This is a genomic window from Halioglobus japonicus, from assembly GCF_001983995.1.
In the GTDB taxonomy this organism is placed as follows: Bacteria; Pseudomonadota; Gammaproteobacteria; order Pseudomonadales; family Halieaceae; genus Halioglobus; species Halioglobus japonicus.
In genome coordinates this window covers 1,669,087-1,693,013 of record NZ_CP019450.1, presented here as the reverse complement: position 1 = coordinate 1,693,013, position 23,927 = coordinate 1,669,087, and the positions used below count along the sequence as shown (strand labels likewise).

At 58.2% G+C, this 23,927-nt stretch carries 18 protein-coding genes; 8 read left to right on the top strand and 10 right to left on the bottom strand.

Annotated elements, in window-relative coordinates:
* Positions 1 to 5: 5 nt before the first annotated feature.
* Together nagA and nagB are read left to right on the top strand one after the other, a co-directional pair.
* A complete protein-coding gene (nagA, locus tag BST95_RS08015; protein ID WP_084198832.1) occupies positions 6 to 1,160 on the top strand; it encodes an N-acetylglucosamine-6-phosphate deacetylase in 1,155 nt (384 codons plus the stop codon).
* A complete protein-coding gene (gene nagB / locus BST95_RS08010; protein ID WP_084198831.1) occupies positions 1,157 to 1,948 on the top strand; it encodes a glucosamine-6-phosphate deaminase in 792 nt (263 codons plus the stop codon). Before nagA ends, nagB begins: the two co-directional genes overlap by 4 nt.
* Here the strand turns inward: nagB and BST95_RS08005 are convergent.
* The 7 genes from BST95_RS08005 to BST95_RS07975 all read right to left on the bottom strand — a co-directional run bounded on the left by BST95_RS08005 (position 1,938) and on the right by BST95_RS07975 (position 13,835).
* Complete coding sequence (locus BST95_RS08005; RefSeq protein ID WP_229801668.1) at positions 1,938 to 3,047, bottom strand: acyltransferase family protein; 1,110 nt, start codon at positions 3,045 to 3,047, stop codon at positions 1,938 to 1,940. The genes nagB and BST95_RS08005 overlap by 11 nt on opposite strands.
* The gene (locus tag BST95_RS08000) at positions 3,044 to 5,080 is read right to left on the bottom strand and encodes a sodium:solute symporter family protein (protein ID WP_146004187.1); all 2,037 of its coding nucleotides are present in this window, start codon (positions 5,078 to 5,080) and stop codon (positions 3,044 to 3,046) included. The genes BST95_RS08005 and BST95_RS08000 overlap by 4 nt, the downstream gene beginning before the upstream one ends.
* Before the next feature lie 34 nt (positions 5,081 to 5,114).
* Entirely contained in the window at positions 5,115 to 7,334 is a 2,220-nt protein-coding gene (locus BST95_RS07995) for a beta-N-acetylhexosaminidase (RefSeq protein ID WP_084198829.1), read from the bottom strand.
* A gap of 4 nt (positions 7,335 to 7,338) precedes the next feature.
* Positions 7,339 to 8,853, bottom strand: coding sequence for a tryptophan halogenase family protein (locus BST95_RS07990; protein ID WP_084198828.1), 1,515 nt, complete (start codon positions 8,851 to 8,853; stop codon positions 7,339 to 7,341).
* A gap of 20 nt (positions 8,854 to 8,873) precedes the next feature.
* Positions 8,874 to 10,427, bottom strand: coding sequence for a tryptophan halogenase family protein (locus BST95_RS07985; protein WP_084198827.1), 1,554 nt, complete (start codon positions 10,425 to 10,427; stop codon positions 8,874 to 8,876).
* A gap of 4 nt (positions 10,428 to 10,431) precedes the next feature.
* Positions 10,432 to 11,163 carry a SapC family protein gene (locus BST95_RS07980; protein WP_084198826.1) on the bottom strand — a complete coding sequence of 244 codons (732 nt, stop codon included), beginning with the start codon at positions 11,161 to 11,163 and terminating at the stop codon, positions 10,432 to 10,434.
* A 92-nt stretch (positions 11,164 to 11,255) separates the two neighbouring features.
* On the bottom strand, positions 11,256 to 13,835 hold the full coding sequence (locus tag BST95_RS07975; protein ID WP_084198825.1) for a TonB-dependent receptor: 2,580 nt from the start codon (positions 13,833 to 13,835) through the stop codon (positions 11,256 to 11,258).
* A 413-nt stretch (positions 13,836 to 14,248) separates the two neighbouring features.
* Between BST95_RS07975 and BST95_RS07970 the strand changes: the two genes are divergently transcribed.
* From BST95_RS07970 to BST95_RS07960, 3 genes are read left to right on the top strand one after another with little or no spacing between them, the layout of a single operon-like run.
* A complete protein-coding gene (locus BST95_RS07970; RefSeq protein WP_084198824.1) occupies positions 14,249 to 15,142 on the top strand; it encodes a glucosamine kinase nucleotide-binding domain-containing protein in 894 nt (297 codons plus the stop codon).
* Between the two features lie 29 nt (positions 15,143 to 15,171).
* Positions 15,172 to 17,337, top strand: coding sequence for a glycoside hydrolase family 20 protein (locus BST95_RS07965; protein ID WP_084198823.1), 2,166 nt, complete (start codon positions 15,172 to 15,174; stop codon positions 17,335 to 17,337).
* A 51-nt stretch (positions 17,338 to 17,388) separates the two neighbouring features.
* On the top strand, positions 17,389 to 18,846 hold the full coding sequence (locus BST95_RS07960) for a WS/DGAT/MGAT family O-acyltransferase (RefSeq protein ID WP_229801669.1): 1,458 nt from the start codon (positions 17,389 to 17,391) through the stop codon (positions 18,844 to 18,846).
* Between the two features lie 8 nt (positions 18,847 to 18,854).
* Here BST95_RS07960 and BST95_RS07955 read toward each other — a convergent pair whose 3' ends face one another.
* The 3 genes from BST95_RS07955 to BST95_RS07945 all read right to left on the bottom strand — a co-directional run bounded on the left by BST95_RS07955 (position 18,855) and on the right by BST95_RS07945 (position 21,901).
* Positions 18,855 to 20,177 carry an ABC1 kinase family protein gene (locus BST95_RS07955; protein WP_229801670.1) on the bottom strand — a complete coding sequence of 441 codons (1,323 nt, stop codon included), beginning with the start codon at positions 20,175 to 20,177 and terminating at the stop codon, positions 18,855 to 18,857.
* Positions 20,164 to 21,576 carry an ABC1 kinase family protein gene (locus tag BST95_RS07950; protein WP_229801671.1) on the bottom strand — a complete coding sequence of 471 codons (1,413 nt, stop codon included), beginning with the start codon at positions 21,574 to 21,576 and terminating at the stop codon, positions 20,164 to 20,166. Before BST95_RS07950 ends, BST95_RS07955 begins: the two co-directional genes overlap by 14 nt.
* A gap of 136 nt (positions 21,577 to 21,712) precedes the next feature.
* Positions 21,713 to 21,901, bottom strand: coding sequence for a hypothetical protein (locus tag BST95_RS07945; RefSeq protein WP_084198821.1), 189 nt, complete (start codon positions 21,899 to 21,901; stop codon positions 21,713 to 21,715).
* A gap of 245 nt (positions 21,902 to 22,146) precedes the next feature.
* Here BST95_RS07945 and BST95_RS07940 point away from each other — a divergent pair, with 245 nt between their 5' ends.
* The 3 genes from BST95_RS07940 to BST95_RS07930 all read left to right on the top strand — a co-directional run bounded on the left by BST95_RS07940 (position 22,147) and on the right by BST95_RS07930 (position 23,926).
* A complete protein-coding gene (locus tag BST95_RS07940) occupies positions 22,147 to 22,428 on the top strand; it encodes a hypothetical protein (protein WP_084198820.1) in 282 nt (93 codons plus the stop codon).
* Positions 22,429 to 22,576: 148 nt separating this feature from the next.
* A complete protein-coding gene (hemH, locus tag BST95_RS07935) occupies positions 22,577 to 23,575 on the top strand; it encodes a ferrochelatase (RefSeq protein WP_229801674.1) in 999 nt (332 codons plus the stop codon).
* Positions 23,576 to 23,605: 30 nt separating this feature from the next.
* Positions 23,606 to 23,926: a rhodanese-like domain-containing protein gene (locus BST95_RS07930; RefSeq protein ID WP_066057893.1), complete on the top strand. Its 321-nt coding sequence runs from the start codon at positions 23,606 to 23,608 to the stop codon at positions 23,924 to 23,926.
* Position 23,927: the final 1 nt, after the last annotated feature.

Sequence of the window (23,927 nt, the reverse complement as noted above, 5' to 3'; positions counted from 1 at the left end):
CACTCATGCACTATTTAAAAGCCGCTCGCATCTTTGATGGCGACGCCTTCCACTACCACAGCGCGCTGGCAATTAACGGCGATCACATCGTCGGTGTGGTGGCGACCGAGGACATTCCCGCGGACGCAGCAGTGATCTCCTGCCCGGGCACGCTGGCACCCGGGTTTATCGATGTACAGGTTAATGGCGGCGGCGGCGTGCTGTTCAACAATGCACCGAACGCTACCACGGTCACCCAAATGGCCGTTGGACACCGCAGCGCCGGCACCACGGCAATCATGCCCACGATTATCAGCGACACCGCCGCGGTTCATCGCGCTGCGGCGCAAGCTGTTGCCGAAGCCAGGGCCGCAGGCTGTGCCTCAATCCTGGGAATCCATATCGAAGGCCCTTTCTTCGATATGGCCAAGCGCGGCACCCATAACCCGGACATGATCAGAGCCCTGGACGATGAGGATATCGCCTGGCTCAGTTCACTTACCGCGATCAAGGCCATGCTGACGCTGGCACCGGAACACGCAACCGCAGATCAGATTCGCGTACTTAGCGACGCCGGCATTCTTGTGTGTGCGGGCCACACCGATGCCGTCTACGAGCAGGTCAACGACGCTCTGGAAGCAGGCCTGCGCGGTTTCACTCACCTGTATAACGCCATGAGCCCGCTGACATCGCGCAGCCCCGGCACCGTAGGCGCGGCGCTGGACAGCGCACACAGCTGGGTGGGAATTATTGCCGACGGCCATCACGTACATCCGGCCAGCATCCGCATCGCCCAGCGCTGCCTGCCCCGCGGCAAGCTCATGCTGGTCAGCGACTCTATGTCTACCGTGGGTAGCGACGAAACCAGTTTCACGCTCTATGGCGAAAAGATCGAGGTACACGAGGGCAAACTGGTTAATGCCGAGGGCGCGTTGGCCGGCAGCGCCATTGGCTTGAATGACGCCGTACGCTACTCCCGCGACAGCGTTGGCATTGCCGAAGAAGAGTGCCTGCGCATGGCCTCGCGCTACCCCGCCGAGTTCCTGGATCTCGGCGATCAACTGGGCAGCCTGCACAGTGGCTACCGCGCCGACATTGTCCACTTCGACGCCGAGCTTAAGGTGTACGACACCTGGGTTGCCGGCAACCACCTCTCACATATCCATGGACCGAATTCATGAAAGTAGTCATTCTCGACGACGCCGATGCCGTTGCCAGCTACGGCGCAGACATTTTCCGCGAACAGCTGCAGGCAAAACCCGCCTCGGTATTCGGTCTAGCCACCGGCTCCACGCCGCTAAAGCTTTACCGGGAACTGATTGAGAGCAATCAACAGGGCGATATCTCCTTCAGCGAGGTCCGCAGTTTCAACCTTGATGAGTACATGGACCTGCCTCCGGAGCACCCGCAGAGCTATCGCTACTTCATGGATGAAGAGTTCTTTAAACACATCGATATCGATCGCAGCAACACCCACGTGCCACCAGGCAACGCCGACAACCCGTTGACCGCCTGCCGGGAGTACGAAGGGGCGATTGCTGCGGCCGGCGGCATCGACATTCAATTGCTGGGGATCGGGCGCAATGGCCACATTGGTTTCAATGAGCCTACGTCGTGCCTGGCATCACGTACACGGGTAAAAACACTCACCGAAGAAACCATTGCCGACAACGCGCGTTTTTTCAGTGAAGGTGAAACCCAGCCGCAGCTGTCGATTACCATGGGTATTGGCACCATCATGGAAGCGCGTCTGGTGGTATTGCTGGCCACCGGTGAGAGCAAGGCGGAAGCCATTAAGGCTATGGTGGAAGGACCGGTCTCTGCGTGGTGCCCGGCATCAGCGCTGCAAATGCACCCGGCCACCGTCGTGATCGTCGACGAGGCAGCCGCGAGCGCTCTCAGCAACCCCGAATTTTTTAAGCATATTGAGCGCCACAATCAGGCGCTGCTGGCGCGCATTAAAGCTTGATGATAATGCCGCGCCGGTAGAGCACCAGCGACAACCACCACAGCAAGGCCACGTTCACCAGCGCAAAAATCAGTGATGCATTCACGGGCGATGCCATCGGCAGCAACTGCTCCCACAGCCACGTATAGAGGCTGACGGTGTCGCCATTGTCGCGCTCAAGCTCAATCAACCAGAGCGTGCGAGCCAGGACAATCGACACAATATAGATGAACAACGGATTCGTGCCGTAAATCTCCAACGGGCGGCCGAGCTTTCTGAACCCCCACACATCCAGCACCAACATCAGCAGCGCCAGAGTGACCCAGCCTATCCCCGACGTGAACAGTACATAGCTACTGGTCCACAGGGCCTTGTTAATCGGAAACCATGCATTCCAGAGCATGCCGGCACCTATCATGGCAGCACCAATCACCAACAAACGGGTAACTATCCCCACGCCCACAGGCGCCCTGCCCACCAGGCGCGCCGCCTCGAAGCCAGCCACCACGCTAACCACCGAGGGCAACGTGCTCAGCAGCCCCTCGGGGTCGAAGGCAATACCAAAGCCCGACCACAGATGACTGGTTCCAAAGACCGCCAGGTCCACATCGCGAACCAGGTTGTGTTCTAACGAATAGGGAGAATCTCCCCCAAAGGTCTGTAACAGCCACCAGTAACCCAATAACAAGGCCGCCGAAATCAGGTAACGCCAGCGCCCGGGACAGTACAGAATGAGTAGAGCGCCTAGCGCATACGCCAGGCCAATGCGCTGCAACACGCCGGGAATACGCCACTCCGAAAGCGGCGTCATAAAGGGATAAGCGTTCAGCAGAATACCGATCAGGATTAGCAGCGCGCTACGCCGGGCAATGCCGCGCAACACATCAGGCTGCGGCTGGTACTGGCTCCGCGCAAACGAAAAAAACATCGCCGCGCCGGTGGCAAATAAAAAGAACGGAAAAACCAGATCAGTGGGCGTACAACCGTGCCAGTCGGCGTGACGCAGGGGGGCATAAATATGAGCCCAGGAACCCGGCGTGTTCACCAGAATCATGCCGGCAATGGCGATACCGCGAAAGACATCCAGGGCCAGCGAGCGCTGTCCTGCCGCTGGGCTCACGCCTGGTCCCCGGCGCCGCGGTCGACAGCATTAATCCCATGCACCGTTATCACCAGCGCGACAATACACAGCGCCAGCAGACCAAAACCAAGTGCGTAGTTCAGTTTAAGCAGGTAGCCAATACCGAACATGCCGGAGTAAATGGACACCGTCCCGGTACACCAGTAAACCACTGACGCCAGCAGGCCGCGCTCCGAAGAATAGCCGTGGTTGTGGCCGTTCCAGAAACCCATTGGCCGCACGCGGCGGGCGAACTCTTCAAGTATCGACTCATCCACGGGCCGCGTCAAAAAGGTGGTGATCAACGAGCCAATACCTGCCGCGAGGGAAATCCAGGCGATCACATGCACCGCATGACTTGCCATAAACGCGGGGAATATCGACATCTGCCCCTCGCCGTAACCCGAGGTCTGGCCCACCGCAAAGTTAATCGTCGCCAGACTCAATCCAATGACCATGCCGGAAATTTCAGTCCAGGCATTGGCTCGCCACCAGAACCAGCGCATCAGGTGCGGTAAGCCAAGCCCTGCCATCATGCCGCCATACAGCTCCCACATAGAGCCGATATTGTCGATGAACGTTGCCACCCAGGCGCTCACCAAAGCAATACCCAGTGTGGACAGGCGCCCCACCCAGGTCATGCGCCGGTCGGAGGCATTGGGGTCAAAGAAGCGCTTATAAAAATCGTTGGCAATATAGGATGCACCCCAGTTAATGTGCGTCGATACCGTGGACATAAATGCCGCCATCAGTGAGGCCAGCGCCAGGCCCAGCAGCCCCACCGGCATCACATCGCGAATCATGGCCGGATAGCCCCGCTCGCGATCCTCTAGAAAGACAGTGTTACCGCTGGCATCGACATCCTTGTACAACAGCGCGTACTCAGAGATCTCACAGGCATAGCGATTGTCCATGCAGGTCGCTATCTGCGCGGTGCAGTAGCTGGCGTCCTGCAGGCAGTTGGTGAAATCCTGCGCCACCTGAGTCACTTCTGCCCGGGGGTAAATCACCAGCGCAGCCACACCGGCAATTGCCCAGGGCCAGGAACGCATCATGAAGTTGGCGAAGGCATACCAAAGCGCGCCCTTCTCGGCCTGCCCGCCATCCTCGGCGCTATACAGACGCTGGGCAATATATCCCGAGCCATCGACCTTACCGCTGGTCCACCACATCACTCCCAGCGTTAGTACAAACGCGGTAAAGGGAATGCCCAGTGATCCCGTGACGCCTTCACCAAAGGCCGGTGCAAACGAGGCCACTCTCTCCGCCGACAAAAACTCGCTGTCAGCGTCCGCTGGATACAGCGTGTCCAACTGTCCCCACATGGACTCCAGACCGCCCACGTGCTGTACCGCCAGATAGGCCACTAGAATCGACATACTCATGGCCAGGATAAATTGCACAAGGTCAGTAATCATGACCGCTCGCAGTCCGCCGAGCGTGGAGTAAAACAGCGTCACCATCAGCAACAGCACGATCGTGATGGAATTATCCAGGGTCTGGAACATCAACGATTCCGGATACCAGGCCTCGATAAAGCTATAAATACCCGGCCCGAGCAGCGCTTCCCAATGCATGAACGGTTCGGAAATCTTGGCCATGCCTGCAAACACCCAGCCGAGAATAATGCAGTTCACAAACGTGGAAAACACCGATGCCTTGACCGTACGCAGCACCGTCGCCTGGGCACCACCGTAACGCAGCTCGGCAATCTCTACATCGGTGACCACGCCACTGTTGCGCCACTTACGAGCGAAGAACACCGTCATGGCCACGGCGGCAATGACTTCACTCCACCAGAACCAGTTGCCGGCAATACCGTATTGAGCTATCCAGCCCGTAATCGCTAGCGGGGTATCGGAGGCAAAGGTCGTTGCCACAATCGACGTTCCCAGAAACCACCAGCGCATTTTCCTGCCGGCGACAAAGAAGCCCTCCATGCCGCCCTCGGAGGCCTTGTCTTTTACCAACAAGCCCACGGCCAGGGAAAACAGCAACAGGGCAACAATCATCGCCCAGTCCAATCCAGTCAATACAGCATCCTGCACTGAGATCTACCTCTCGTTATTATCGTATGACGAGCTCGTCGATCTTAAGCGTCGACGGCACGTCTTTTGATTGCTCTTCGGACCAGTGCAACTGATCGCTCGCGGCAACAATACGCAGCTCACCAACCGTCGCGGTCGGAAAGTTCAGTTCAATGCGGTGGCCATCCAGCGCCGCAATGGCCTCGCGGTCAAGCTCGGCCGCCAACTGCCACTCACCCTGCGAGTTTTTCAGCAACACGCTGACCGCAGTTGGCCGGAATAATTTGCGGTGAACACCCGCCTGCCAGCCAATACTCACACTGGAAACAGCAGCCGGATGCAGCAAATCAATCACGACATCCATACCCTCGGGGCCGAAAGACGCCCACTCGGGATAACGGAAAATTCGGTCGGTTGCCAAGCGTCCATCCACCAGCGCCGCGGCGTGCATAGCGCCGTGAATCGTTGCTCCCCGTGCCGCGTGATCAACCAGAGTCAGTCGAGCATCCCCGAGCGGTGAGCCGTCATGTTGTGTTGTCCATGCATTTACCGCGCCGGATTTGGCGACGGTAAAAGGCGCGCTGTAACGCTGCTCTGCACCACCGTCGATGCGGTAGCGCATATCTTGGGCCAGCGACTCCAGCGTCACGGTAAAGCTACCATCGTCATTTTCACTGGCCTTGATATGCGGCTTGTAGTGGCTGTCCGCCAACTCGTATCCCAATGCCCTGAGCTGGGCTTCCAGTGCCGGCAGACGCTGGGCGAATGCTTCGAAATTGCGCTTCTCTACAGGGGTCCAGAGCACCTCAGCGAGTGCTGACATGCGCGGCAACACCATACGCTCAGCATCAGTTTCGGTGGGCACGTATTCCGTCCACAAATTTGCCTGCGCACCGAGAATGTGGCCTCGCTCTTTGGCGCTGAGTTCAGCCGGAACGGGCTGAAATGCATAGACATCTGGCAGCCGGGTCAAACCGTGAATAGCCATCGGCTCATCGACCGACGACCCCTGATAGAAGTCGAAATACACATGCTGCAGCGGTGTCATGATCACGTCGTGGCCTGCCCGCGCAGCGCGAATACCACCTTCCTGACCGCGCCAGGACATCACCGTTGCCGATGGCCTGACTTCACCGTCGAGAATTTCATCCCAACCAATAATGCGCTTGCCCAGGGCGTTGACGATGGTTTCGGTGCGATTCACAAACCAGGCCTGGAGCTCGCCGTGATCCTCCAGCGCATGCGCCTTCATTAGCGCATCGCACAGGTCACAGTCTTCCCAGCGATCCTTGCGCACCTCATCGCCACCAATATGGATATAGGGCCCGGGGAACAGTTCAGCCACTTCTGTCAGCAGCGTTTCCAGGAAGGTGAAGGTTGCATCACTGGGACACAAGATCTCAGGGAACACACCGAAGTGAGTCTGAACCTTCGCCTGCGATTCACCACACCCCAGCTCCGGGTAGGCGGCAATCATCGCCGAAGCGTGCCCCGGCACATCGATCTCCGGGACAACCATAATGTGGCGCTGGGCCGCATACGCAACAACCTCACGCACCTCATCCCAGCTGTAGTAACCCCCGTAGCGACGGCCGTCACTCATCGCGCCTGCGTCGTGGGTGTGCCCCACCACAGTGCCGCTGCGCCAGGCACCGACATCCGTCAGGCGGGGAAACGCCTTGCTCTCGAGGCGCCAGCCCTGATCGTCGGTGAGATGCCAGTGAAAGACATTCATTTTGTGCAGTGCCAGCAGATCGATATAGCGCTTGATAAAATCCACGTCAAAGAAATGCCGACTCACATCCAGGTGCATGCCGCGGTAGCCGAACCGCGGCTGATCCGTAATCACCAGCTGAGCCAGTTGCACGCCCTGCTCTGAGATATCCGCCTGGGCCAACAGCTGGCGCAAGGTTTGCAGGCCGTGTAATACCCCGGCCTGGTCGCCCCCGACGATAGACACACCGGTACCACCCACCTCCAGCCGATATGCCGAGGCCGTTAGCGCCTGGTCTATGGCAAGACCAATACCGGGACCGGCTGCGCCACCAAACGCAATGTCGGCACTGTTGAGGTATTGCTGTAACAACTGCTGCTCAGATACCAGCGCGGCATCCACGCCAAGTAGCTGCAATGGCAGGGGCAGCACCGTAAATCCATTACCGTGCTGTATGGATACCGGTGCGGGAATCACCGCGGCTCGAGCAGGACCGACGATAAGGGCTGTGACCAGCCCCAGGCTTAAGAGAAAAATTCGCAGCATAGAATCAAAGATTGAGTTGGCTCAGGTAGTCACCCTGGGCGCTAGTAAGTTGACGAGCGCGCTCGGCGTTGGCATTTGCCTGAGCAAATAACTGCTCACTGGCCGCAGCATCAACCGACTGGGTCAGCGCCGGGTTGTGATGCATCCCATAGAGAATATAGCGATAATTTTCGTCATTGAAGGTAGTCGAAAAACTTCCGGCAAGGTCGTGGAACTCACAGATTTTGTGTTTCCAGATCTGCAATTGCGACTGCAGCCAGGGGGTGTGCTCCACAGTAGCCGGAGCAGCACGCCAAAAATCGGTGTCGTCGCGGTCAGTCAGGCAGTAGTGCAGCACGATAAACTGCTTTAGGTCCTGATAGAAACCGCGCATCAGGCGACTGTAAGAATCTCGTATGGATTGATCGACCTCGCGATTCGGCTGGTGCGTCGCCAGCAGGCCGGCGCCGAGGTTGATCAAATGCAGCCCCGTCGATTCCAGTGGCTCGATGAAACCGGCGGATAGTCCGATGGCCACACAGTTGCCCACCCAAAATTCCTTGCGGCAACCGACCTTCATATTCAGGTGCGCACACTTGAGCACCGCCGCGTCCGGCCCCAGGAAATCACGCAACTCCTGCTCAGCTTCTTCCTTGCTGAGTCGATTACCGTCATAAACATAGCCGGTGCCCTGGCGATTCTGTAAATCGATCTGCCAGGCCCAGCCATTGCTGAGTGCGGTTGCCGTGGTGTAGGGCTTGGCGCCGAGGTCGTCGGGCAGTTCTCGCTGAATAGCCACCGCCTTGTTGCAGGGCAGCGCATCGGCAAATGACTCCCAGTTGTCCTGCTTGAGTTGATCAATTAGCAGGCCGCGAAAGCCCGTGCAGTCGATGAAAAAGTCTGCGGTGAAGCTGCCCTTATCAGTCTCTACCGATTGAATCATCTCGCCTTCGGTGGTTGCTGATGTGACGGTCGCCTCGATATGCTCTACGCCCTCAGCCACGGCTTTACGCCTGAGAAAACGGGCCAGCAGGGTGGCATCAATGTGATAACCGTAGGGCACAACACCCTGATAGGCCTGGGAGTTGGCGGTTTTTGGGACATGGCGATGGGCGACTAGCTCGGAGCTCAAACTGACCGCCTCGTCATAGCGCTCGCGGGTGCCGCGCCCGGACATATGCCACATGCTGGAGATATCCATGCCCCGCCCCAGACGCTGCTGTTCAAAGGGGTGGAAATATTCGTGGGTCTTACCGTCGACCGGCTTCATCCAGTTACGGAATAGAATACCCAGCTTGAGAGACCCGTTGGTTTCCCTAAGCAGTTCGTTTTCGTCCAGCCCCATTGCGGCAAAGAAGAACCGCACGCTGTGTACCGTCGCCTCACCCACGCCGATGATGCCAATGTCGGGGCTCTCAATCACCCGGATCTGGTAGTTGAGCTGTTCCTTGTTGAACAGGGTGTTTAGATAAAGCGCGGTCATCCACCCGGAGGATCCGCCGCCTACAATGGTAATTGTCCGGCTGTCATTATTATTCATAGGATATTTCCTGTCCGGCGCTACACAGGCTGGAGTCCGTAGCGGTGGATTTTCTCGATGAGCTCACGATGGGGTAGCAGGTTAGCCCTGGCCTCCTCCACAACTGCCTGAGTGCGCTGCACAGCTTTCGCCGCCAACGCCGAATCGCGGTAGCGATAGGCCAGCGGCTCAATGGCAGTACCGTAGTTCATGCCGTAGAGCACATAGAGATAGTTTTCGAGATTGAAAATTTCCAGTTTGCTGGAGAAGTCGTACTCGCTGGGCACCTGATGGCGCCACAGGGCGAGATTTTCCTGCAGACTCTCGGGAATACCAGCCGGGTCGCGGTTGTCCCGCCAGAAGGCAGTGTCGTCCCGGTCGGAGATGCAGTAGTGCAGTTTGATAAAGTCGATCACGCGTTCCCAGGCAAACTGTACCCGGCGATTAAAACGCTCGCTGAGCAATGGCATCAGGTCGCGCGATGCAGGAAACTGTTCCGCCAGCATGCGCGCCGTGGCATCAAACATCAGCAGGCCGGTGGCTTCCAGTGGTTCGACAAATCCCTGGGAAAGGCCAATGGCGGCGCAATTGCGGAACCAGAAGCGCTCGCGGTAACCCACCTGCATGGGAATGCGTCGGCAAGCAAGATCGTCGACCCGGTCACCCAGGCTCTGACGCAGGTAGTCCCGCAACTCCAGTTCCGCCGCATCGTGGTCGATATGATTGGAGGAATAGACGTATCCAGTCCCGCGCCGGGTGACCAGACCGATATCCCAGATCCAACCGGCGCTACGCGCCGTGGCAATGGTCTGGCTGGGGATGGGGCTGTCAGGCTCAGGGTATGGCACCTGCACCGCCAGAGCGTGATCGGCCAACAGGACATCACTGCGATCAATAAACTCAACGCCCAGCGCCTTGCCCAGGAGCATGGAATTAAAGCCGGTGCAGTCAATAAAAAGGTCGGCGCGCAACTCGCCGAGACGATCAGTATCCAGCGCCTCAATATCGCCATTGGCCGCCAGCTTTACCTCACGGACATTAGCCTTAAGGTGCTCCACACCAAGCTTTTCGGTGGCATGGCGGGTTAATAGCTCGGCAAATTTCCCGGCATCCAGATGGTAGGCATAGTTGGCTACGCCAGCATACTCGGGCTGGGTCATCTGCTTGGGGCCTAGCCCCGCGTCGCAAATCCCCGCCTGAATGCCGACCCACTGGGCGTAGGATTGCTCCTCGCCGCCTAGTAACCAATAGGGCGTGACATCGACGGGGTCGCGACGCGGATAGTCAAACACATGGTGGTAACTGTGGTCCGGGGCAGCCATCCAGCCATCAAAGCGAATACTTTGCTTGAAGGTGGCTTCACAGTGGCGAATAAACTCCGTCTCGCTAATGCCCAGATACTGCAGGCTATTGCGAATGGCGGGCACCGTGCCCTCACCCACTCCAATCGTCGGAATATCGGGCGACTCTACCAGCGTGACGCGCACACCCTGAGGATCGGACGGATGCAGTTTGCGCGCCAGGTGACAGGCGGCCAGCCAGCCGGCGGTACCACCGCCGACGACCAGAACACTTTTTATCCGCCCGTTGTCCACGTTGCTATAGTCCGAGGATGGTCGGACCACCGCTCTTGCGGTCGACGCGGATCCGGGCCAGACGATTGGCCTGCCGCAGGGAGATCAGGTGTGCATAAATGGCCTGCAGAAAACCGCGACGGTTCAGATCGAGAATGTCTTCATCCGACAATTCGCGCAGCTTTGCTTCGCTGACCAGGTAAATGCCATCGACTTTGATTTTTTCGCCGTCGATATCCATGTTGAGCGTCTGCGACACCAGCAGATCCTTCTCCACCAACAGGCTGACAAAGGCCCGAGTGACCTGGCCGTTCTGGTAGTACTCTTCGAGTCCCTTGCGCCGATTCTGCATGAACTCAGTCAGCTCGCCAGCTTCGTCAAACAGTTTCTCGCCCTCGGTTTCACTGACCATGGGTGACTCGGGGTCGATACCCACGGTGACCCGCTCGCCATTGGGGTCGAGCATCAGCAGCTTGAACGGCGGCATTTGCAGAGCACCGGGCAATGTCGCACCCAGCCACTTGCCATCTTGCAGCATGAGATTCTCACCCTCAGCGAGGCCCAGCAGTGCCACAGCCTGAAACTGGCCGGTTTCGGCGTGCTTCAAAAACACCAGGGGGAATTCCACAGACAACTGGGCAAACTCGTGCACGACAACAGGCAGCACCTGCTGATTTGCTGCAATAGACAGTTCTGGAGAGGGACGCACACGTGTGCTGGAATGGATCGCGTGATCCAGAGGTACAGGATTAGCCATAGATAGCTCCAATGGGTATTTCAGGGGCCTGGCAGTATAAACAAAAAGGGGAAGCTGAACTTCCCCTGATTGCTTAGCAGAGACCTGCGCGCTTAGAAGCGCGCAGAGACTCCCAGTACGAAGCGACGCGGCATTTCGTAGGCATACAGAGGGAAGCCTTCGGTGAAACCGCTGTTCGGAGAGTAGGATTGGTTGTTACCAAACTGCTCTGCATCTTCTTCAGTGATGTTGATCACGTCAAAGTTCACAGTGATGTTGTCGGTGACAAACCATGCAGACGAGAAGTCCAGAGAACCGTAGTCATCGTGCAGACGGTTGGCGTAGGCGCCGACGTCACGAATCATGTACTCGCTACGCCAGTTGTAAGCCAAACGCGCCTGGAGCAGGTCGTTCTCGAAGTAACCTGACACGTTGTAGGAATCCTTCGAGCTGTCGCTCAGGACGGTGTTGCCGTCAGTAAAGGTACCGTCGTCAGCCTCTGCATCGGTGTAGGTGTAGTTGGCTGTCAGGCCAAAGCCGTTACCGAAGTCCTGCTGGTACTGCAGTTCAAAACCTTCGATCTGGGCAGACTTGCCGTTGACTTTTTCCTGCACGGTCCAACCGAACGCCGCTTCCTCAGGAGGCAGCGGGAACGGAATTTCACCGGCGCTGGCGGGGTACTCGACAAAGGTCACGAAGTTTTTCACGTCCTTGGTGAAGTAAGTGAACGACAGCAGTGAGGAGTCGTTAAAGTACCACTCGACGCCCGCGTCGAACTGATTGGCGATGTACGGATCCAGGCCAACGTTACCGATAATCCAGAATTGGTTGTTGGGCAGGTCGTCGTTAGTACCGGTGTTATCCGGGTTAACGTACATGTCAACGTACTGAGGACGGGCCATGACACGAGCCGCTGCAACACGGAAGATCAGCTCATCGCTGAGATCCATGGCAAGGTTCAAGCTGGGCAGCCACTCAGCGTAATCTGCGTCTGCTTCCTGCTTCACACCGTCCAGGTAGTAGGTGGAGGTAGCATCGGTCGACACATAGCGCACACCAAAGTTACCTCGGAAGGATTCACCTTCAAACTTGGCCATGGCGTACAGGGCCGTGTTCTCTTCGTCGATTTCACTGTAGGCACCGAGATCTTCGGTACGGCCAGTGATGCTGCTCTTGGCCCAGCTCTTGAGCGCATCGGCGTCAACATTAAGGATTTCATAGCTGCCGGCGCCCACATCAATAGTGCCATCGGCCACTTCAGAGGTCGCAATCACCGGGTTGAAGCTGGGATCCTGCTGGAACTCATAGCGACGGCTGGTGGTGTTGTGGTCGGAGTAACGTACACCGGCCTTCACTGCGTAGATCGGGCCGAGATTGCTCATATCAAACTCAGCATCGAACTGGGCGTACTGTTCTTCGTCGGTCTTGGGTGTCGCATTGAAGGCGGAACCGGTGCCCATTGCCAGCGTATCGGGTGTGTAGCTGGTGATATCGAAGCCAGCCGTATCCCAGGTCTGCTCACCGCCGCGGAAATCGTAAGTGCCACCGGGAATTGGGGTACCACCGGTGCCGTCTTCGACAACCATTTCAAAGTCAGTACCACCTGATGATGTGGTCTCACCCACCTGGAATTCCAGGACGTAGTTGTCGCCGCTGTAAGTGAAATCCAGATCGATAACATCACTTTCCATGGTCGCTTCACGCGGACGCGCCTGGTAGAACGCCACATTCAGAGGGCCACAGACCGGTGTACCACCCATCAGGCACTCAGGCGGCGTATCGACACCACTCCAGGACGTGTTGCCCTGGGTCAGCCACAGTGCGTAGTTGGTGTTATCCGCCTCCATTTCCATGTCGATGTAGTTCACAACGACATCAAAGTTTTCATTGGGGCTGTACTGCAAAGAGCCGGTAAACGCGGTGCGCTTACGCTCCTGCTCAAAGGCCACAGGGCCGGCGCCCCACTCCCAGAACGCCTCGTTGCCCTGACGCTGCAGGGAACGCTCCTGGGATACAGCCGAGATCAGCGCACCAAAGGTTTCGCTGTCATTCTTCCAGCTCACCAGGCCAGAAATCATGGGATCGGTTTCTTCAGAATCTTCCTGATACTGTCCTTCAGCAGAAGCGAAAACCGTGAGGGAATCCAGCTCCAGAGGCGTGCGGGTGTTAATGGTAACGGTACCACCTACGCCGCCTTCAGGCAGGTCCGCCTGGGAGGTCTTGTAAACTTCAATGTTGCCGACCAGTTCAGAGGGCAACAGCTCGTAGTTGAAGCTACGCTTGGCGGGCTGGAATACGAACCAGCCGGTAGAAGCAACATTCTGACCGTTCAGAGTGGTCAGGGTCAGCTCGTTACCCACACCGCGGATAGATACGGCAGAACCTTCGCCGAACTGGCGCTGAATGGTAACACCGGGGACGCGCTGCAGTGATTCAGCCACGTTTTTGTCGGGGAACTTACCAATGTCCTCGGCGGTAATCGCGTCGACAACGGCATCGCTGTCGCGCTTCATGTTAATGCTCTTGAGCAGGCTGCCGCGGTAGCCAGTTACAATGACTTCCTCTATCACCTGTTCTTCATCTTGCGCCAGCGCGACACCATTCACACCGGCCAGGGCAATCGCCCCCACAGAGGCTGCGGCGACGGTGCTGCGGTTTACGGCGCGGATAGCTTCTCTCAGTTTACTGGACATTTAGCTTCCCCAATTAATCGAATTATCGTCTCTCAAACCGGCCTGGCGATGAGCCTGCCACGACGGCGAAGTCAGACTCTAGTGCCGACAGGACAACGTTGTCAACTATTTTTTGAAAAGCACCAGACAACATATAAATCGCTTAAACCCCTTAAATAACTATATATATTGAGATTGCTAGTTATTAGGAACAAAACGAAATATCGAAATTCAAGTTTCTTTCGAGTCTTGTGTTGACAACGTTGTCTCAAATATCTAGAGTTCCCTCCAGTCAAGTGTGCGAGAGCACATAACAGTTGTGTGTCGGGCGTTGCGGTGACGCCCAACAGCGAGCCGGGTGACAAGACCAGGCTTAGCTTGGCCGGTGCACTTTGCTGTGCACCGGCTTTTTTTATTTTTCGATGGGGACATAAATGACGTGCAATAACACTCCCTCCCAACCCATTTACCTGGGCATCGACGGTGGCGGCAGCAAGTGCAAGGCCCGCGTGAGCACCCCGGGAACACAGGGCTGCGGTATCGCTGGCCCCGCCAATCCCTTCCAGAACCTTGAACAGGCAAAGTCGTCTATCATCGAGGCCACCCAACTTGCCCTCGAAAGCGCAGGACTTTCAGCCAACCAGATGGGCGAGACTATTGCAGGCGTTGGCCTGGCAGGGGTCAATGTGCCCCGCTTTATGAAGCTGATGCAGGCTTGGGATCACCCCTTCGGCGAGATGCACCTTACCACCGACATCCACATCGCCTGTCTGGCCGCCCACGGCGGCGAAAACGGCGCAGTCATCGTCGCTGGAACCGGCTCTGTTGGCTATATGTCGATGGATTCCACCACCCGCAGCTACGGCGGCCACGGCTTCCCGATCGGCGATATCGCCAGTGGCGCCTGGTTGGGCCTGGAAGCCATCAGAGACGCCCTCCTCACCCTCGACAGCATTGGTCCTTCCACAGCATTGCTCCCCATGCTCGAACAACAGCTGCATGTGCAGGGCCTGGGCATTACCGACAAAATGGCGGGAGCCACATCGCGCGAGTACGCCACTCTGGCCCCGCTTGTCTTTGAGGCGGCAGAACAGGGCGACGCAGTCGCCGAGCAAATCGTGCGCCGGGGTGCCGCTTATCTGTCAGCCATGGCCGAAAAAATGCTGGCAGAAGGCGCTACCAGTTTCTGCATGTTGGGCGGTCTGGCCGACAAGTATCAGCCATGGCTGAGCGCTGCGGTGATCAACCACGCCAAACCGCCGCAACAGGAGCCTGACGCAGGCGCCCTGCTTTACGCCCGCAACTGCCACCTGCAAACTATGGGCTAAACCCCGAACCTCAAGCGAGACCGCGAGCAATGCAACCAGCCATTCTTCCGTTTCCACAATCACTACAACGGGATGAAGGCAGCTGTGACCTCTCAGCGGTCACCGTGAACTGTGACAGCTCGCAGCTCGCCGCCAGTGCAGAACTACTGCAAGCCACCCTGAGCACAGCCGAGTCAGGCACCCCCCTGACCCTGAGCCTGGCACCCGATATCGAAACGCCCGAAGGCTACCGACTGAGCGTGGCTCACGCAGGCGTCACCCTCGAAGCTGGCACTCCCGCTGGGGCGTTCTATGGCTGTCAGTCTCTATTGCAACTGGTTGCCACTGCCGACAGCCATAAAATTCCCTGCCTGCGTATCGATGATGCACCGACATACGCCTGGCGCGGCATGCACCTGGACTGCAGCCGCCACTTCTTCGATGTGGCCTTTATCAAACGCTACATCGACCTGCTGGCGCTGCACAAAATGAACCGATTCCATTGGCATTTGTGTGACGACCAGGGCTGGCGCCTTGAAAGCCGGCGTTTTCCTCGCCTTACCCAGGTGGGCGCCTGGCGCGATCGCAGCGTCATCGGGCATACCGCGAACCGGGAGCGTCGATACGAGGATAAGCCTCACGGTGGCTACTACACCCAGGAAGAGGTCAAGGAAGTCGTCGCCTATGCCGCGGCTCGTCATATTGAAGTGCTGCCGGAGATCGATATCCCCGGCCACGCGGCAGCTTTACTGGCGGCATACCCCCAACTGGCCTGTGACGACGGCGACTATCAGGTAGAGGCGCACTACGGCATCTTTCCGGATGTGTTGTGCCCCAGCGAAGAAACCTTTGCATTTCTCGCCGACTTGTTTGCAGAACTCGCCGAGCTGTTTCCCTTCGAGTATGTCCATATTGGCGGCGACGAAGTCATCAAAGATAAGTGGCAGCAGTGCCCGCGCTGCCAGCAGCTGATGCGCGATCAGGGAATGACCTCGGTCGACCGTCTACACGGCTACTTTGTCTCCCGGGTAGAGGACATTCTGGCCTCACTGGGCCGACGCGCCATCGCCTGGAACGAGGTCATGGAAGGCAACGTCGACACCAGCACCACCATTATGTGCTGGACCGGGTTTGACGCCTGCCAACAAGCCCTCGAAGCGGGCCATGAAACCATCATGACGCCCGTGGAATGCACCTACTTTGATTTCTACCAATCCACGTCGCTGGACGAGCCACAGGCCATTCACGGGCTTGCCAGCCTCAAGCAGGTATTCGACTACGACCCATTGCCGGACGGGGTAAGTGAGGCTCTGCGCCCACGCATCCTCGGGGCGCAGGCCAATGTATGGACGGAGTACCTGCGCGATACCGCGACCGTGGAGTATGCCTGCCTGCCGCGCATGACAGCCCTGTCCGAAGTCACCTGGACAGGACCCGGCCGCGATTGGACAAGCTTTTGCCAGCGCCTGCCCGCACTCATGGACACCCTGCGGCAACAGGGCCACACCGTGGCGGACAGCGCCTGGAAACCGCGCCTTGAGTTCACCCCGGCGACGAACGGCGGGCTCAGCGTGACCATGGCCTGTGACATGCCAGGTACGGTGATTCACTACACCACCGATGGCAGCCCGCCCACCACTGAGTCGCCAATTTATCGGGCGCCGCTGGTCATTCAACAGAGCTGCGTAGTGCGCTGCATGAGCGTTGATTCTGTCACCGGCCGGTGCTACGGCGACGAACGCCAGCACCTGAGCATCCACCGTGCTCTCCACTGCCCACTCTTTCGGCTAGCGTCAGGCGAACTGCACGAGGCACCCGAACTCGCACGCCTGACCGACGGCAAGCTGGGTAACGAGCGCATCTTCCACGGCTTCGAGTGGACGCAGTTCACAGATGTCGACAACGATCTGGTCATCGACCTGGGCAGCTCCCAGCCAGTGACCCGGATGAGTCTGAACTTTGAAGCAGGCGCCCATCGCGAACTGTTTTTTCCTAGCAGGATCGAGGCATATTCATCCGATGACAGCCAGCAGTGGCAGCCGCTAGGCCAATGTGAAGGTGACGCACTGAACAACGGCGCCGTCATACTCGAAGCAGACACTACGTCAGCCAGATACCTGCGCCTGCGCCTGGAAAACCGCGATCAGCACTACGGCCCCGAACAGCGCCAGCTGATTACCCGCCCTGTTCACCTCGATGAAATTGTCGTCGACTAGACAGGGTACTGCGCCGGGCCCACACGTTTGACGTTGGCTGGAAAACCCGCAATGCTGAGGATTCGACAACAGGAGCCTGGAAAGTCCATGCAGCAACTCTCCGGTCAGGACGCCATGTTCCTGCATGCCGAAATAGACGGCATGCCCCAGCATATTGGCGGCGTCAGCATTTATGATCAGTCCACCGCGCCCAATGGCAAGGTACGCTTTAAGCAGATCCTGGACATGCTAGAGCGCCGCAAGCATCTATCGCCCATTTTTCGCCGCAAACTCGCGTTTGTTCCCGGTGGTGTCGGCCGCCCTTATTGGGTGGAAGACCCTGACTTCGACATGGAGTACCACGTTCGCCATATCGCCCTGCCCAAGCCCGGCGACTGGCGCCAGCTGTGCATTCTGGCCTCCCGCATTCATGCCGTACCCCTCCGCCGCGACAAGCCCATGTGGGAACTGTATGTCATTGAGGGGCTGAACAATGTAGAGGGCTACCCTCCAGGCTGCTTCGCGCTGTTGATGAAGGTACATCACTGCGCAATGGATGGCGCCACCGGTGCCCAGTTCATGAACATCGTGCACGACATGACACCTGAAACCAGCGATCCCGGTGAAGCACCGCCGTGGATCATCGAGCGCCCTTCCAAGGCCCGCATGCTCGGCCGAGCCTATGTCGATGCCTGGAAAAAACCGGCCCAGGCATGGCAGTTCGTTAAAGACAGCGTCCCCGCATTCACCCGTATCCGTGCCGGCCGCAAAGCGGGCGACTTTGAGGAAATGAACGAGCGCCAGAACACGCGCTTTCAGGGCAAGATTTCACGCCACCGGGTGGTGGGCGCAAAACGCTTTGATTTTGAGAATGTGCGCGCGATTAAAAACACCAGCCCCGGGGCGACCATTAATGACACCATGCTCGCCATTGTCGGTGGCGGCATGCGCCGCTACCTCGACTCGAAAGGCGAGCTCCCCAATGACAGCCTGATCACAGGCTGCCCTATCGACGTGCGCTCCGTCGAGGAGCGCGCTGCCGGCGGCAACATGGTGGGTTTTATGCACGTCAGCATGCATACCAACATAGAAAATGGTGCCGAGCGACTGGCCGCCATCCACAAGGCTTCAACCTCCGCCAAGGCCTATGCCGAAGCACTGGGACCACGCTTTGCAGTCGACGTAGCCGACGTGCTGCCAGGCAACGTATTGTCGCTGGCGATCCGTACCGCCGCAGCCACGGGCCTGGCCGAGGCCGGCACCATGTTCAATACCGTGATCACCAATGTTCCCGGCGCCCCCTTCCAGTTGTATATGTGTGGTGCGGAATTGGTGGACTCCATCAGCCTGGGACCACTGCTGCCCAACGTGGGGCTATTCCACATTGTTTACAGTTCGGTACAGAACAAAAAGGGGTCGATCACGCTGTCGTTCACCGGTTGTCGCGACATGCTGCCGGACCCGGGCTTTTACACGGATTGCCTGCAGGAATCCTTCGACGAATTATACGCGGAGACTGTGGGCTCCTGAGGGCGCCCCTACAGAAACTGCCGCAACAGCTGCTGTACATCCACCCGCGCCTTAAGGCGGCTCGCCAGCATAAACATCCCCCCCAGCTTGCGATGAAAGTAAACAGCATCGGTGGGCGGTGCCTTCCAGAAATCCTTGAAGCGGGTGACGTCCTCACCCAGTTGTGACATGCGTGCCGCCATGTCTGAGGCGGCAAAATCATAGGGACCTTCGTGCTGCAGCGGCTCCAGAGCCACCAGGAACAGCGCCAGAATCATCTCGCGATACTCGCTGTCCTCATCGCCAACGGCGTATCCTACTTTTTCAGCCGCGGCCAGCAGCCGCTTTTCGTTTCCGGCGATGGCCGCCTTGGCCAGGCTGCGGTAGTTATTGACGAAACCGGCCTTGAACCGGCGGGTGGCACCAAAATCCAGCAACACAATCTTGCCGCTGCGGCGGTTGTACTGGTAGTTGGCGAAATTGGGGTCGGTCTGAACCATGCGTAGCTCGAACAACTCCCGGAACATGAGCTCCACCAGCGCCGTCATCACCGCATCGCGATCTGCCTGGGGCAAGGTGGCAATGGTTTCTATTGGCTCGCCTTCCACATAGGTCATGGCGAGTACCGTCTTGCGGGTAATATCGGGAATCACCTCCGGGACCACAAATCGCTCATCGTCCGCCAGCAGCTCACCGAATGCAGCGAGGAATTCAGCTTCCTTGTGGTAGTCGGCCTCGTCGTGCAGCTGGGCTTTGGCGTCTTCAAGCAGCGGCTGAATCTCCAGCTCTGCCGGTAACAGGCCGGAGATATTCAACAGCGACGCAATATTGTCGACATCCGCGTCAATGCTGTTTGCAATACCCGGGTACTGCACCTTGAGCACGATTTCACGGCCATCAGGCGATACGGTGCGATGGACCTGACCAATCGAGGCAGCGGCCAGGGGCTTGTGCTCAAAGCCGTAGAACATCGCTTCCCACTCTTCGCCATAGGCTTCGGTCATGACCGCATTGAGCTGGTTTGGCGGCATGTAGCGAGCGTCAGAGCGCAGCCGAGCGAGAATGTCTGCCAGTTCCCGGGGCAGAAAATCGCCGGTATCCATCGACAGAATCTGGCCCACTTTCATGGCGGCGCCGCGCATGGTCGCAAGCTGGTCTGCCACCCGCCGGGCATTGCCCGGGGTGAGCAGCATGTCACGTGCCCGCGGCCGCTTGCCGGCCTTCAACTGGCGCGTACCCTCGGCAATCATGCCACCGGCCACGCCGCCGGCCATTTTAGCGACACGCGCAAAGCGCCCTACCCGGCTGGTGGGAATCGCTTTCTGGTCATCATCTGGTTTACGTCCGGCCACGCGATTCACGCTCCTGCCAGGCGGCAATATGGGATTCAATCATGTCACAGGCATTAAACTGGGCATCCAGTACGGCAATAAAGTTAAATACGCCGGTCAGCTTGCGGGCGATCAATGCAAAGTCCCGCGAGGGCGTGGTGAAGTGCCGACTGGCCGCCGACACCGCCGCCTGTTTGCCGGCGCGCCGCATCAACCGCGATCTTCCCCAGCAGTACTCGCCATCCGCATTGAGATACTCAGCCGGCAACTCCGCCACCGGGCGCAGTGGCTCCAGCAAATGTACGCAGAAGTCTGCAAACATGTGCCGTGCCTCATCGCTGGCATCGGGCTGCAGGCAACCCAGACCGATGAGACCCTCTACGATCGCAGGCTCATCCTGGCGCTGGCTCGCGGCTATCGTGTGGCGTAGATGAAAGAGAAATTCGTCGCTGCAATCGAGCACAGAACCGAAATCGAGCAGGGCCAGCTGGTCGTTGCCCTCGCGTTTGCGCCGGTCGTCGAGCTGCAACAGATAGTTGCCAAAATTGGGGTCGGTCTGCAGCGTGCCCCAGTCATACAGCTCATAGAAGAATAGCTCCAGCATCGCTTTGCCCAGGTCATTACGGCGTTGCTGCGAGAGCCCCTGAATGGAAGTATCGACCACCGAGTACCCCTCGATGAACTCCATCGCCAGCACAACGCCCGTACAGTAGTCACGATGTAGCTGCGGCACTTTGTAGCTCACCCCCGAGGCCGATAGCCCCGCAACACGCTGCCCCATCTCTTCGGTGAGCAGGGCTTCGCGGTGGTAATCAATTTCGTTGTGCAGGTGTGAGCGCAGCGACTTCATCCAGTGATCGAGATCGCGCCCGGATTTCACCCAGCGGGCCAGCACCAGCATCTTGATCACAGCGTCGAAATCGCTGTCGATCATACTCGCCAACCCGGGGTACTGAACCTTGATGCAAATCCACTCGCCCGTCGCCCGTACCTGCGCCAGATGCACCTGCGCCAGCGAGGCGGCGGCGATGGCCTCCGGATCGATGTCCAGTTCATCAAAACGCGCCCCGAGCGAGCCGCGCACAAACGACTCCAGTGCATCCCAGTGCAAAGGCTCCGTCTGATCAGACAGATCGCGCAGTGCATCGACCAGCACCGGGGGCAGGAAGTGTTCGCCAAACAGGGCCAGCATTTGTCCAATTTTGACGTAGGTGCCCTTGAGCCGTCCAAGTTCTGCAGCAAAACGCTGCGCCTCGGACCGGGCAAAGTCCGATTGGGGATCATCCTCACTCTTGCCCATCAGGCGCGATACCGCACCATCCACCGCAAGGGCACCACCAGCGCGTACGCCGGCCATGGAAACACTCAAACTGCGGCGCAGTGCGCCAGCGGAAAACGTGGGCTTGTCTTTCTTTGCCACGGCTACCTCATTTTCAATACCGGGATCACCGGAACATCAGACATAATTATTATCGACCGCGGATATTACGGACAGTTTCGCCCTTTGAGAAGCGCGACATCCCCCCAATTTCATGCTAACCCACTGGGGTCAGGTCTCAAAATTCTGAAACGCTTGCTTCAGAATTTTGAGACCTGACCCCAGGGTTAGTGTTTTTTGCGGAGGGGGCGTCGGGTTCGATCTGGCCGGTTTCCAGGCGTTTGGCGTGGATGAGTTGCAGTTTGTAGAGATTTTGTTGCAGCTCGAAGAAGCCGTGCCAGTGGGCGTAGTCCGCGGCGGCCTTCATGGTGCCACTGATGTTGGGCCAGGTTTCCGGTGTTGGGCGCTTGTTTTCGTCGAGCTGATCTCGGTACCTTGGCACTGCATGCAGCCGGTCCCCTCGTGCACATTCACGAGCGCGTGGAGGCTGTCCTTGGGAATAATCTGGCGATAGGCGCGGTAGTGGCCACACTGAGCAAACTGCTCTTTCGCCGCAACATGGCAGCGGCCACACACCTTGGGTGACACCAGGGGCGAAACATAAACAGGCGTGTGATCAACATCGACATGGCGGGCCGCGTGGGGGGCGTCCTCAACCACCGCGTGACAGTCGCTACAGGCACCTTCGCCTGGCCAATGCTACTGGTGTTTGCCTGCCTGCCCCAACTGCCCCGGCTATTTGGGGTATTTTCTGCACCAAAACCCACAGAAGCACCCGCCAGTTACCCCGAGGGCATCTGGCCCCTGCGGTTTTCAGCGAACGCATTTCGCCACACGCGGCGCTTTACCTCGCTGTTCCTGCTCGGGATGATTCTGGACACGCTTATGACCTAAATGAGTCATCCCAACTCACCCCACTGTCACAGCCGCGGTTTCACGCCCGATCTACGACGTTTTTCTTTACCAAAAAAATCAATCCACCCCTTGGCGCTCAACGTATCCCCACGTATATTGGCGCCCCATGGAAAAGAGCCGTACTGCAGTGAATTATGCACAACGCCCACGGATTGGCGTTCTCCTGACCAACCTCGGCACTCCCGATGCCCCCGACAAGGCAGCGGTGAAGCGCTATCTGAAAGAATTTCTGTCCGACCCCCGGGTGGTTGACCTGTCCCGCTGGCAATGGGTGCCCATTCTCAACGGCATTATTCTCAATACCCGTCCAGCCAAGTCGGCAGCCGCCTACGCCACTGTATGGACCGAACAAGGCTCGCCGCTGATGATACATACCCAGGCGCAAACTAATGCCCTGAGCCATATCATGAGTGAACGTCACGGCGACGATGTGGTGGTAGATTTCGCCATGCGCTACGGCAATCCCTCCATGGCCAGCGTGGTCGAAAAAATGCTCGACGCCGGCGTTGAGAAACTGCTGGTCCTGCCGCTCTTTCCCCAGTACAGCGGCGCGACCGTGGGCTCCACCTCCGACGCTCTTAACGATTGCCTGGAGTCCCGGCGCTCCATGCCGAACCTGCGGTTTATCTCCGGTTACCACGACAACGAAGACTATATCGCCGCCCTGGCCCTCAGCATCAAGCGCTACCAGGCGGAACACGGTGTGCCGAAAAAGTTGGTGTTCTCCTACCACGGTGTACCCCAGCGCTACTGCGACGAGGGCGAGCCCTACGAACAGCAATGCCATCGCACCACGCAACTGGTCGTCGATTTGCTGGGCCTCACCGAGGACAGCTACATGACGGTCTTTCAATCACGCTTCGGGCGTGAGGAGTGGCTGCGCCCCTACGCCGATGAGACACTGGCCGACCTGCCCAGCCAGGGCGTCGACAGCGTGCAGGTCATCTGCCCCGGGTTCTCCTCAGACTGCCTGGAAACCATCGAAGAGATGGGCGAGGAAAATCGCGAAGTTTTCATAGACAACGGCGGTACCAGCTACGGGTTTATACCCTGCCTGAACAGCGGCCAGGACCATGTCGCCGCGCTGGCGCACCTGATCGAGGATCAACTCGCGGGCTGGCTATGACACCTGCCAATTCATTTACGGGACAACAACATGCGTCAATTTCTAGCGGTTCTCATCTGGCTTTACACCTCCGTCACCTGGGCCTCTGAGCCCGTATGGATTGACGTAAGGTCACCGGCCGAATTTAACGCAGGTCACGTCGACGGCGCGCACCATATCCCCTTTGACCAGGTTGAATCTGGCATACATGGCCTGGACGTGAATAAAGACAGCGAGATTTACCTGTACTGCGGCGCCGGTGGCCGGGCACAAGTAGCCAAGGAAAGCCTGGAGCGGCGCGGTTACAGCAATGTGATCAATGCCGGGGGCCTGGAAGAGGCCCGCGACCTGTCAGCCCAGCAGCAGCGCTGAA

Excerpts from the sequence above, each read along its gene's own strand:
- BST95_RS07965 (WP_084198823.1), top strand. The coding sequence starts at position 15,172 with ATGCAACCAGCCATTCTTCCGTTTCCACAATCACTACAACGGGATGAA.
- nagB (WP_084198831.1), top strand. The coding sequence starts at position 1,157 with ATGAAAGTAGTCATTCTCGACGACGCCGATGCCGTTGCCAGCTACGGC.
- BST95_RS07975 (WP_084198825.1), bottom strand. The coding sequence starts at position 13,835 with ATGTCCAGTAAACTGAGAGAAGCTATCCGCGCCGTAAACCGCAGCACC.
- BST95_RS07930 (WP_066057893.1), top strand. The coding sequence starts at position 23,606 with ATGCGTCAATTTCTAGCGGTTCTCATCTGGCTTTACACCTCCGTCACC.
- BST95_RS07945 (WP_084198821.1), bottom strand. The coding sequence starts at position 21,901 with ATGAAGGCCGCCGCGGACTACGCCCACTGGCACGGCTTCTTCGAGCTG.
- BST95_RS07995 (WP_084198829.1), bottom strand. The coding sequence starts at position 7,334 with ATGCTGCGAATTTTTCTCTTAAGCCTGGGGCTGGTCACAGCCCTTATC.
- BST95_RS07970 (WP_084198824.1), top strand. The coding sequence starts at position 14,249 with ATGACGTGCAATAACACTCCCTCCCAACCCATTTACCTGGGCATCGAC.
- nagA (WP_084198832.1), top strand. The coding sequence starts at position 6 with ATGCACTATTTAAAAGCCGCTCGCATCTTTGATGGCGACGCCTTCCAC.
- BST95_RS07960 (WP_229801669.1), top strand. The coding sequence starts at position 17,389 with ATGCTGAGGATTCGACAACAGGAGCCTGGAAAGTCCATGCAGCAACTC.
- BST95_RS07990 (WP_084198828.1), bottom strand. The coding sequence starts at position 8,853 with ATGAATAATAATGACAGCCGGACAATTACCATTGTAGGCGGCGGATCC.
- BST95_RS07980 (WP_084198826.1), bottom strand. The coding sequence starts at position 11,163 with ATGGCTAATCCTGTACCTCTGGATCACGCGATCCATTCCAGCACACGT.